Raw genomic sequence first — 9,871 nt, forward strand, 5'->3', positions numbered from 1 at the left:
GGGGCGAAGAGGAAGAGCAGGTAGACAATCGTGACGAATGCCATGGCCGCTCCGTTGCCGCTCCCCGTCTGCCGCCCCGTTCATGATCGCTTTCGACCATAGGGGCGAGCAGTGATCGTTTTATGACACGCGGTCGCCCGGCTCCCGCAGCAGATGCCCGGCGATCCGCGCCAGCGCCTCCTCGACCGAGGCGCAGGCGATCGCGCCGTCGACCGCCGGCGCCTGGTCGAGCGTCAGCACCAGGCGATCGAAATGCAGCCCGAACGCCATCTCGGACAGGGTGCCGTAGCCGCCGCCGACCGCCACCAGCGCGAGGCAGGCGCGGGCGATCAGCGCGTTCCGGGCCTGGCCGATGCCGGTCGCGATGGGAATGGCCACATAGGGGTTGGCGGTCGTCCATTCGGTGTCGGGCAGGAGGCCGATCGGGCTGCCGCCCGCCTCCAGGCAGCCCTTGCAGGCGGCTTCCATGACGCCGCCGCGGCCGCCGCACAGCAACTGAAGGCCGGTCGCGGCGATGCTGCCGCCCAGTCGCTCGGCCAGTTCCAGTTGCGCCGGGGTCGCCTCGCGCGGACCGATGACGCCGACGGGCACCCGCCGCGCCCGCCCCCCCGGCTCCCGGCCGCCCAGCACCCGGCGCAGGCCGTCCAGCGCATCGACCGGGACGGCATCGGGCGGCATCGCCGCCGGCACCCAGGCGAACGCCCACGGGTCGAAGCGCCCGGCATCGCCATGCAGCGTCCGGCCCGTCCCCGACCATCTGAAGGTCGCCGCCATTCCTCCCCTTTCCTCCCGCGCCGCCGCCCCGTTAGGCTGGCGACGATTCCACCAATGTAAGATATCTTACATCGATGCCGAACAAAACCGCTTTCGCCGGCGCAGCCGAGGACGAGGTCGGCCAGCGCCGGGCGGCCATCCTGGCGATCGTGCGCGAACAGGGCTTCGCCACCGTCGAGGCGCTGGCCCGGCGCTTCGGCCTCTCCGCCCAGACGGTGCGGCGGGACATCGTCCATCTCGACGCCGAGGGCCTGCTCCAGCGCTTCCATGGCGGCGCCGGCTGGCGGGAAGGCCATGTCCGCCTCGGCTATGCCGAGAAGCGCGCGGTCGCCGCCGACGCCAAGGACCGCATCGGCCGGGCGGCCGCCGCCCTCGTCCCCGACGGCGCGGCGGTCTTCCTCGATGTCGGCACCACCGTCGAGGCGGTCGCCCGCGCCCTCCGCGGCCGCCGGCACCTGCGCGTCTTCACGAGCTCGCTGCCGGCGGCGACGATCCTCGCCGACGCCGACGGCATCGAACTCTTCGTGCTGGGCGGCAGCATCCGCGGCGCCGACGGCTCGCTGGTCGGCGACCAGACCACGGCCGCCATCGCCCGCTTCCGCTTCGACCATGCGGTGATCGGCTTCTCCGGCTGCGAGCCGGACGGCACGCTGATGGACTACGACCTCGCCAAGGTCGCGGTGAAGCAGGCGGCGATCGCCCGCTCGCGGCGCGCCATCGCCGCCGGCACCGCCGACAAGTTCCGCCATTCCGCGCTGGTCGCGGTGGCCGGCTTCGACGCGCTCGCCGACCTCGTCACCGACGCGCCCCTGCCGCCTCCGCTGACGGAACTCGCCGCCTCCAACGGCGTCGCGCTGGTGGTGGCGCCGTAGCGACCTGCGCCGGGCGCCCCCCAACTCCCCGTCAGTGCGGCGCGGCCTGCTTGTAGCGGGTCAGCGTGCCGCCCTTCATGACCTTGCCGGGCAGTTCGTGGCCGACCAGCCCCTCGGCCATGCGCGCGACCTCGACCAGGGCGTCGAGGTCGATGCCGGTGTCGATCCCCATCTCGTGGCAGGAGAAGACGAGATCCTCGGTCGAGACGTTGCCGGCCGCGCCCTTGTGGCCCGCGAAGGGGCAGCCGCCGAGCCCGCCGACCGAGGAGTCGAAATAGGCGACGCCGAGCTCCATCGCCGCCACGGCGTTGGCGATCGCCTGGCCGCGGGTGTCGTGCAGGTGCAGCTTGATGCGCATCTCGGGCCAGCGGTCGCGCACTGCGCCGACCAGACGCTTCACCTGGAGCGGCGAGGCCCAGCCCATGGTGTCGGCGAGGCTGACCGTCTTCAGGGTGCAACCGTTCTCGGCCATCACCTCTTCGGCCCGCGCGATCAGGTCCAGCACCTTCGCCTCGGGGATGTAGCCCTCGAAGTTGCAGCCGAAGGCGGCCATCAGGCCCAGCGTCCGCACCGCGATGCCGTTCGCCCGGTACTGGGCGATCCATTCCGGCATCTGGGCCAGGGTGTCGTCGATGCTGCGGTTGGTGTTGCGGCGGACGAAGGTCTCGCTGGCGGTCAGGGTCAGCTTGCCGTTGACGTCGACATGGCCGTTGGCGATCGCCCGCTCCAGCCCCTTGGCGTTGAGCCAGAGGGCGCGGTAGGCGACCCCCTCCCTGCGGCGGATGCCGGCGAAGACCGCGTCGCCGTCGGCCATCTGCGGCACCGCCCGCGGATTGACGAAGGACCCGGCCTCGATCTCCCGGCAGCCGGCGTCGGCCAGCGCCTCGATCATGCGGATCTTGTCGGCCGTCTCGACGAACTTCGGCTCGATCTGCAGCCCGTCGCGCGGGCCCACTTCCTGGATGTGGACGAAGCTCGGCAGGTCGGACATGGCTCGCTCCTATGGATTGGCCGCGGCGCGGACGCGCCGGCGGCTGCGCAGTTCGAAGGCGATGGCGGCCGCGACCATGGCGATGGTGACGGCATGCAGGCCGATCGAGAGCGGGCTCTGGACCAGGATCGACCATTCGCCGCCGCTCGCCTGCATGGCCCGGCGCAGGTTCTGCTCCATCGGCCCGCCGAGCAGCATGCCCAGCACCAGCGGGATCATCGAAAAGCCCATCTTCCGCATCGCATAGCCGAGGACGCCGAAGAGCGTCATCAGCAGCAGGTCGAAGGCGCTGTTGCTGATCGAATAGACGCCGACATAGCTGATGACGACGACGATCGGCATCAGGTAGCGGGTCGGGATCGTCAGCAGCCGGGCGAAGATCCCGACCAGCGGGATGTTCAGCACCAGCAGGATGAAGTTGCTGACATAGAGGGCGGCGACCAGCCCCCAAATCAGTTCCGGCTGGCGCTCGAAGAGCAGCGGGCCCGGCTGGATGTTCAGCGTCACCAGCATGCCCAGCATGATCGCCGTGGCGCCGCTGCCCGGGATGCCCAGCGTCAGCATCGGCACGAGGTTGCCGCCGGCGGCCGCATTGTCGGCCGCCTCGGGCGCGGCGACGCCGCGGGGGTCGCCCTTGCCGAAGGTGCCGTCCTTGTCCGACACCTTCTTCTCCAGCGTGTAGCCGAGGAAGCTCGCCATCGTCGCGCCGGCGCCGGGCAGGACGCCGATGACGAAGCCGAGCGCGCTCGACCGCAGGGTCGCGGCCGGAAAGATCAGGTCGCGGAAGGACGAGCGGATCTGCCCGACCGGCAGGCGCTTGGCCTGGCCGCCGTCCTTCTCGGTCAGGAACATCAGGAACTCGCTGATCGCGAAGAGCCCGATCGCGGCGACCACGAAGTCGATGCCGTCGAAGAGTTCGAAGCTGTCGAAGGTGAAGCGCGGCACGCCGCTCGCGGGGTCGATGCCGACGGTCGAGAGCGCGAGGCCGAGCATGCCGGCGATCAGGGTCTTGGCCGGATTGCCGGTGCCGACGCCGCCGACCGCGACCACCGCCAGGACGAAGAGCGCGAAATACTCGGGCGGGCCGAAATAGATGGCGGCCTTGGCCAGCAGCGGCGCGCAGATGGTGAGGCCGATGGTCGCCAGCGTGCCGCCGGCGAAGGACGAGATGGCCGAGATCGCCAGCGCGTCCGCCGCCCGCCCCTTCAGGGCCATCGGATAGCCGTCGAGGCAGGTCATCACCGCCGGCGCGTCGCCCGGGATGTTCAGCAGGATGCTGGAGATGCGGCCGCCGAACATCGTGCCGTAGTAGACGCTGGTCAGCAGGATCATCGACTCGACCGGCGACAGCTTCAGGCTGAAGGCGAGCGGGATCAGGATGGCGATCCCGTTCACCGGTCCGATGCCCGGCAGGGCGCCGATCACAGTGCCGAGAAAGCAGCCGACCAGCGCCAGGACGAGGTTGAGCGGCTGCAGCGCGACGCCGAAGCCGCCGCCGAGCGAGGAGAGGATGTCCATGGCCGGGTCAGCTTCCCGCGAAGAGGGTGCCGCCCGGCAGGGACAGCTCCAGCCCCCAGGTGAAGAGCAGATAGGTGCCGATGCTGACGGCGGCGCCGGAGGCGGCGGCCGGCAGCGGCCGCGCCCCCAGCATCGCCGCCAGCACGGCCGCCAGGATCGTCGTCGCGAGCAGATACCCGGCCGGCACGATCAGGAGGGCATAGGCCAGCATGAGCACGACCGACGCCGCCTGCAGCGCCAGCACCCGCCCGCCGGTCCATTCCGGGTCCGGATCGGGCCGGAACACGAGCCAGAGCCCGAGCAACGCGATCACCGGCGCCAGCAGCTGCGGGAAGGCGGCGGGGCCGAGCGGATCGGCGAAAGCCGCCTCGTACTGGCCTGCCGACCAGCCGTACCAGGCGGCCAGCAGGATCAGCCCGACGCCGACGATCCGGTCGCTCACTTGATGACCCCGATGTCCTTCGACAGCTCGCGCAGATCGTTCACCGACTTCCGCGCGAAGGCCTCGAACTCCTTGCCGCCCGACCACATCGGCGTCAGCCCGCTCTTCTGCGCGGTGTCCTTCCACTCGGGGCTGTCGTAGAGGCGCTTCAGGCCGGCGACCATCTTGTCGTAGTCGGCGTCCGCGACCTGGCCGCCGGTGTAGAAGCCGCGCCAGTTGAGGCCGACGACGTCGAAGCCCTGCTCACGGGAGGTCGGCAGGTTGGCGAACTTGCCGGGCAGGCGGTCCTGGGTCAGCACCGCCAGCGCGCGCACCTGGCCCGATTCGACGAAGCCCGAGATCTCGCCGAGGTCGGTGGTGACGACGCCGATATGGCCGCCCAGCATCTGGGTGACGGCGGTGCTGCCGCCGTCGAACTGGACCCAGCGGATCTTGCGCAGGTCGGCCGCGCCGATGCCGGCGGCGCGGGCGACCAGCAGCAGCCGCAGATGGTCGTAGCCGCCGGCGCCGCTGGAGCCGCCGGTGACGGCGACGCCGGGGTTGGCCTTCATGGCGGCGACGAGTTCGCCCAGCGTCTTGTAGGGCGAATCCGCCTTGACCAGGACGACGCCGGCATCGGCCCCCAGCATCGCCACCCAGCGCATCTTGTCGACGTCGCCCGGATAGCGCCGCTGGGCGATCTGCGTCATGCCGACGCTGCTGCCGGCGACGATCAGGTTGCCGTCCTTGGCGCGGTTCTCCGCGACATGGGCGAAGGCGACGGCGCCGACCGCGCCCGGCATGTTCACGACCTGCACCGGGCGGTCGACGATCTTCAGCTCCTGCAGCAGGCGGCCGACCGTGCGGCAGGTGAAGTCCCAGCCGCCGCCCGGCGCGGCGGGCGCGATGCACTCGGGCTTCGCCCCGGCGAAGCCGGACAGCATGAAGGCCGCGCCCAGCACCAGCGCGCCGCGGAGCGCGAGCCCCGTCTTCGATCGAATGGTCATCCGTTCCTCCCTACGGTCGGGGTTTCTTCTCGGGAATCGACACAGCTAAGCATCATTCGGCGGCATCGCGCGACCCTTCCGGCGCCGCGAGCTCGATCGCCCCCGCCGCCGCCAGCCGCTCGATCTCGGCGGCGTCGAGGCCGGCCGCGAGCAGCACGTCGCGGGTGTCGGCGGCCGCGGCAGGCGGCTGGCGCCGCAGTCCGGGACGCCGGCCCTGAATCTCGACCGGCAGCGCCGGCAGGCGGGCCGTCGTCGCGTCGGACAGCGCGACCTCCAGGAGGCCGCCGCGGGCGTTGAGATGGGGATCGTCGAAAAGCTGGTCGGGCCGCGCCACCGGGGCGCACGGAATGAGCGCGGCGCGGCAGCGGTCGAGGATGTCGGCGACCGCGATGGTGGCGAAGAGCCCGGCGAGGCGCTCGATGAGGCGAGGCTTCTGGCGCACCCGATCGTCGTGGCTGGCGAGCGTCGGGTCGTCGCGCAGGTCGTCGATCGGAAAGGCGGCGCAGAAGCGCTGCCAGTGCGCCTCGCTGGTGACGCCGATGAAGACCGGCCCGTCGGCCGCCTCGAAGATGTCGTAGATGCACCAGGCCGCACCGCGCCGGCCGGGCATCGGCGGCACCGGCTGGCCGACCATGGCCGAGGCCGCCATGTGCTGGGTGACGAGGAAGGCCGTCGACTCGAAGAGGGCGCTGCGGACGAGTTGCCCCTCGCCGGTGCGGTCGCGGTCGCGCAGCGCCGCCAGGATCGCGACCACGCCGAAGACGCCGCCGAAAAGGTCGACGACGGAGGCCCCGGCCCGCAGCGGCCGGCCCGGCGGCCCGGTCATGTAGGCGAGGCCGGCCTGCATCTGCACCACCTCGTCCAGCGCCGGCAGGTGCTCGTAGGGTCCGGGCAGGTAGCCCTTGAGCGCGCAGTAGACGAGGCGCGGGTTGGCCGCCCGCGCATCCTCCCAGCCGAGGCCGAGACGGTCCATGACGCCGGGCGCGAAATTCTCGATGACGACGTCGGCACCGGCCATCAGGCGGCGGACGAGATCCCGCCCCTCGGGCTGCTTCAGGTCGACCCCGATGCTGCGCTTGTTGCGGTTGAAGCTGCCGAAGAAGCCGATGGCGAAGCCCGGCAGCCGGCGCGTCCGGTCGCCGCCCGGCGGTTCGATGCGGACGACGTCGGCGCCGAGGTCGGCGAGCACGAGCCCGCAACTCGGCCCCATGACGGTGTGCCCGAAATCGAGCACCCGGATCCCGGCGAGCGGCAGGTCGGCGGCGGCGGACATCGGCGTTCTCCCGAGGGCATCGCAACCGGTTGCCGCATCGGGTTCCGGCTTGTCGTCAGCGCCATCGTTCTGATAGACAGAACGGCAGTTCTGTTATCCGCAATGTGACCAGCCGTGGCGAAGCCTGTCAAGCCGTCGGACGATCCGGTCACCGCCCCGCCCCGCCGCCGCGAGGCGGATGGAGCCATGGCCGTCGACCGCGCCCTCGCCGTCCTCCTCGCCTTCCGCGACGGCGACCGCGGGCTGACCCTGGGCGAACTGTCGCGGCGCACCGGCCTCTACAAGAGCACGCTGATGCGCCTGCTCGCCTCGCTGGAGCGCCAGCGCTTCGCCCTGCGGCGGGCGGACGGAACCTGGAGCCTCGGGCCGACGCTCTTCCGCCTCGGCGCCCTCTTCGAGCGCTCGCTCGACCTGCGCTCGGTCGTCGAACCGACCTTGCGGGCGCTCGCGGCGGAAACCGGCGAGAGCGTCTCGCTCTATGTCCGCGAGCGCGACCGCCGCCTCTGCCTGATGCGGATCGAGAGCCGGCAGAACGTCCGCGACCACATCGCGGTCGGCGCCCTGCTGCCGGTCGACCGCGGCGCCGCCGGGCGGGTGCTGACGCGCTACGAGAACGGGACCGGCGGCGACCGCGGCCGCGCCCTGCTCGCCTCGTCGATGGGCGAGCGCGACCCGGAGCTGGCGGCCGCCGCAGCGCCGGTCTTCGACCGCGACGGCCGCATGGTCGGCGCGCTCTGCGTCGCCGGCACCGCCACCCGCTTCGCCGATCCTGCGGTGATGGCGCGGGCCCGCCACGCGGTGCTGGGCGCCGCCCGCTCCGTCACCGCGGCGCTGGGCGGCCCCGCCGACTGGTTCGACGAATAGGCGGGCTCAGACGGACGCGGCCGCCTCGGCCTCGACCGTGGCCTGGAGGAACTCCATCCGCCCCTCGGCCAGGCGGAAGACTCCGTCCTGCGGCTGCGGCTGGTCGAGGGCCGCGACCGGGTCGAGACCGGCATAGAGGCCGCGCAGGACCCGGCCCGAGAAGCCGTGCGAAACCGCGACCGTCGGCTGGTCGACCTCCGCCAGCCAGCCGCCCAGCCGCTCGATCATGGCGGCATGGGTCTCGCCGCCCGGCGGCCGGAAGAACCGCTCGTGCGGCGTCGCGCCGTCGAGCGCGCCCGGAAATGCCTGCTCGATCTCGCCCCAGGTCATGCCTTCCCAGGCGCCGAGGCCGATCTCCTTCAGCCGGTCGTCATACTGGACGGGCCGGCCGAGGGCAGCGGCGATCGGCGCCATGGTCGCGCGGGTGCGGCCGAGCGGGCTCGCGACCAGCCGCACCGGCGCCTGCCGGTCGAGGGTCCGGGACAGGAGGTCGGCGACGGCCAGCGCCTGCCGCCGGCCGCGCTCGGTCAGCGGCGAATCGTGCTGGCCCTGGAGCCGGCGCTGGGCGTTCCACTCGGTCTCGCCATGGCGGACCAGCCAGACGACGCAACCGGGGCGCGTTTCGATCCGGGTGATCCGCACCCCGCCCACCCGGGCGTCGCTCAGGGAAACTTGCATCGATCCACCGTGACGTTGACGAAGCCCCGGGCGCCCTTGGCCATGCGCACCCGCCATTCCGCACCGGCGCCGATGATGGTCTGGTCGAGCGGCAGCGCGCCCTGGACCTGGCGCTCGCCGTCGCCGGCCGTCAATACCACCTGGACCGGCTTCTCCGGGTCGTAGAAGGACTGGGGCTGGCTGTTGCGCGGATTGAGCATCGCCTCGCCCGACCCGGCGACCCGCAGCAGCCCGCCGCCGAAGACGGCCTCGGTCCCGCCGCCGCGGTAGAGCGGCACCTTGACGTAGAAGCGCCGGTTCTCCGCCGGCTCGCAGGACCGCTTGACCTCGAGCATCGCCACCACGGCGGCGATGCGCTGGGGCGTCACCCCTTCCTCGAGCTTGATCTGGACCTGGCGCTGGATCTCCTGGGCCGGCCCCTTGGGCACCTCGCGCGCGTAGCGCTGCTCGAGCTGCTGGTAGGCGTTGCGGAGCTGGCTCACCGCCGCCTCCGCCTCGCCCTTGGCGCGGACCAGCCGGTCGTTGGCCTCGGTCAGTTCGCCGATGCGGCCGTTGAGGGCGGTGATCTCGCCGGCCGCGTGCTCGCCGCCGATATAGAAGGCGAAGCCCAGCGCCACCGACGAGACGACGACCGCCACCAGCAGGCCCAGCACCCGCGCACGGCCGCGGCGGCGCCGCCGATCTTCGCGAAAACTCAAACTCATCGCCCTGTCGCCACGTCCTCCGTTGCGCCCCCTCGCCGCTCCGCCTTACGACGGAACGGCGAGGGGCGCAATGTCCCGGCCGGCGCGCCGCCGGCGCCTCAGGCGGTCAGGCCGCCGTCGACGACGAGCGTATGGCCGGTCACCATCGGCCCGCAGGCGCACAGGAACAGCATCGCCTCGGCGATGTCCTCCGGCCGGCAGGCGCGCTTCATCGGCGTCTTCTCGATGGTCTCCTGCTTGCGGTCGTCCGGCCATTCCCGGGTCCAGGGAGAATCGACGAACCCCGGCGCCACGGCGTTGACGCGCACGTCGGGCGCCAGCGCCTTGGCCAGCGAGCGGGTCATGTTGATGAGCGCGGCCTTGCCGGCGGCGTAGGGCAGGCTCGATCCGCTGGCGGCGATGCCGGCGATCGACGCGGTGCTGACCACCGCCCCGCCGGCGGCGCGCAGGGCCGGCGCCGCCGCCTTGGTGCAGCGGAACGGCCCCAGCAGGTTGACCGTCAGGATCGTCGTCCAGAAGGCGTCGGTCTGGGCGTCGAGGTCGCCGAAGGGAATCGGCGTCGACGTCGCCGGGGTACCGGCATTGTTGAGGAGGAAGTCGAGCCGGCCCAGCCGGTCGACGGCGCCCGCGACCATGCGCGTGATCGCCTCGGGGTCGGCGCTGCCGGCCAGCGCCCCCCCCACGTCCCGCCCCTGCCCCGGCAACCGCGCCACCCCCGGGGGGCCCCCCCGGGGCGGCCGGGGGGGGGGTAGGGGGACCCCCGCACCCC

The 9,871-nt window shown here is 72.4% G+C and carries 11 protein-coding genes; 2 read left to right on the plus strand and 9 right to left on the minus strand.

Going from position 1 to position 9,871, the window contains the following annotated elements; all coding sequences use genetic code 11:
* Nucleotides 1-120 precede the first annotated feature (120 nt).
* Nucleotides 121-774: a TIGR00725 family protein gene (locus ACE3Q3_RS03615; RefSeq protein ID WP_374441921.1), complete on the minus strand. Its 654-nt coding sequence runs from the start codon at nt 772-774 to the stop codon at nt 121-123.
* Between the two features lie 74 nt (nt 775-848).
* Here ACE3Q3_RS03615 and ACE3Q3_RS03620 point away from each other — a divergent pair, with 74 nt between their 5' ends.
* Entirely contained in the window at nt 849-1,646 is a 798-nt protein-coding gene (locus ACE3Q3_RS03620; protein ID WP_374441924.1) for a DeoR/GlpR family DNA-binding transcription regulator, read from the plus strand.
* 31 nt (nt 1,647-1,677) lie between these two features.
* On the opposite strand, the gene ACE3Q3_RS03625 is transcribed toward ACE3Q3_RS03620, so the two are convergent.
* The 5 genes from ACE3Q3_RS03625 to ACE3Q3_RS03645 are packed head-to-tail and all read right to left on the minus strand — an operon-like array spanning nt 1,678 to nt 6,856.
* Nucleotides 1,678-2,637 (minus strand): hydroxymethylglutaryl-CoA lyase, encoded by a 960-nt coding sequence (locus ACE3Q3_RS03625; protein WP_374441928.1) that lies wholly within the window; start codon nt 2,635-2,637, stop codon nt 1,678-1,680.
* 9 nt (nt 2,638-2,646) lie between these two features.
* Nucleotides 2,647-4,155, minus strand: coding sequence for a tripartite tricarboxylate transporter permease (locus ACE3Q3_RS03630; protein WP_374441931.1), 1,509 nt, complete (start codon nt 4,153-4,155; stop codon nt 2,647-2,649).
* Nucleotides 4,156-4,162: 7 nt separating this feature from the next.
* A complete protein-coding gene (locus ACE3Q3_RS03635) occupies nt 4,163-4,597 on the minus strand; it encodes a tripartite tricarboxylate transporter TctB family protein (protein WP_374441934.1) in 435 nt (144 codons plus the stop codon).
* Nucleotides 4,594-5,583, minus strand: coding sequence for a Bug family tripartite tricarboxylate transporter substrate binding protein (locus tag ACE3Q3_RS03640; RefSeq protein WP_374441937.1), 990 nt, complete (start codon nt 5,581-5,583; stop codon nt 4,594-4,596). The genes ACE3Q3_RS03635 and ACE3Q3_RS03640 overlap by 4 nt, the downstream gene beginning before the upstream one ends.
* 52 nt (nt 5,584-5,635) lie before the next feature.
* Entirely contained in the window at nt 5,636-6,856 is a 1,221-nt protein-coding gene (locus ACE3Q3_RS03645; RefSeq protein ID WP_374441940.1) for a CaiB/BaiF CoA transferase family protein, read from the minus strand.
* A 186-nt stretch (nt 6,857-7,042) separates the two neighbouring features.
* On the opposite strand from ACE3Q3_RS03645, the gene ACE3Q3_RS03650 reads away from it, so the two are divergent.
* Nucleotides 7,043-7,720 carry an IclR family transcriptional regulator gene (locus tag ACE3Q3_RS03650; protein ID WP_374441943.1) on the plus strand — a complete coding sequence of 226 codons (678 nt, stop codon included), beginning with the start codon at nt 7,043-7,045 and terminating at the stop codon, nt 7,718-7,720.
* Nucleotides 7,721-7,726: 6 nt separating this feature from the next.
* On the opposite strand, the gene ACE3Q3_RS03655 is transcribed toward ACE3Q3_RS03650, so the two are convergent.
* The 3 genes from ACE3Q3_RS03655 to ACE3Q3_RS03665 all read right to left on the minus strand — a co-directional run bounded on the left by ACE3Q3_RS03655 (nt 7,727) and on the right by ACE3Q3_RS03665 (nt 9,785).
* Entirely contained in the window at nt 7,727-8,398 is a 672-nt protein-coding gene (locus tag ACE3Q3_RS03655; protein WP_374441946.1) for a histidine phosphatase family protein, read from the minus strand.
* Complete coding sequence (locus ACE3Q3_RS03660; RefSeq protein WP_374441948.1) at nt 8,383-9,102, minus strand: hypothetical protein; 720 nt, start codon at nt 9,100-9,102, stop codon at nt 8,383-8,385. Before ACE3Q3_RS03660 ends, ACE3Q3_RS03655 begins: the two co-directional genes overlap by 16 nt.
* Before the next feature lie 98 nt (nt 9,103-9,200).
* Nucleotides 9,201-9,785: an SDR family NAD(P)-dependent oxidoreductase gene (locus ACE3Q3_RS03665; protein ID WP_374441951.1), complete on the minus strand. Its 585-nt coding sequence runs from the start codon at nt 9,783-9,785 to the stop codon at nt 9,201-9,203.
* Nucleotides 9,786-9,871: the final 86 nt, after the last annotated feature.

The organism is Allostella sp. (assembly GCF_041913585.1).
Classification (GTDB): Bacteria; Pseudomonadota; Alphaproteobacteria; order ATCC43930; family Allostellaceae; genus Allostella.

Coding starts and splice junctions, on each gene's coding strand:
- ACE3Q3_RS03655 (WP_374441946.1), bottom strand. CDS start 8,398: ATGCAAGTTTCCCTGAGCGACGCCCGGGTGGGCGGGGTGCGGATCACC.
- ACE3Q3_RS03660 (WP_374441948.1), bottom strand. CDS start 9,102: ATGAGTTTGAGTTTTCGCGAAGATCGGCGGCGCCGCCGCGGCCGTGCG.
- ACE3Q3_RS03625 (WP_374441928.1), bottom strand. CDS start 2,637: ATGTCCGACCTGCCGAGCTTCGTCCACATCCAGGAAGTGGGCCCGCGC.
- ACE3Q3_RS03650 (WP_374441943.1), top strand. CDS start 7,043: ATGGCCGTCGACCGCGCCCTCGCCGTCCTCCTCGCCTTCCGCGACGGC.
- ACE3Q3_RS03620 (WP_374441924.1), top strand. CDS start 849: ATGCCGAACAAAACCGCTTTCGCCGGCGCAGCCGAGGACGAGGTCGGC.
- ACE3Q3_RS03615 (WP_374441921.1), bottom strand. CDS start 774: ATGGCGGCGACCTTCAGATGGTCGGGGACGGGCCGGACGCTGCATGGC.
- ACE3Q3_RS03630 (WP_374441931.1), bottom strand. CDS start 4,155: ATGGACATCCTCTCCTCGCTCGGCGGCGGCTTCGGCGTCGCGCTGCAG.
- ACE3Q3_RS03640 (WP_374441937.1), bottom strand. CDS start 5,583: ATGACCATTCGATCGAAGACGGGGCTCGCGCTCCGCGGCGCGCTGGTG.
- ACE3Q3_RS03645 (WP_374441940.1), bottom strand. CDS start 6,856: ATGTCCGCCGCCGCCGACCTGCCGCTCGCCGGGATCCGGGTGCTCGAT.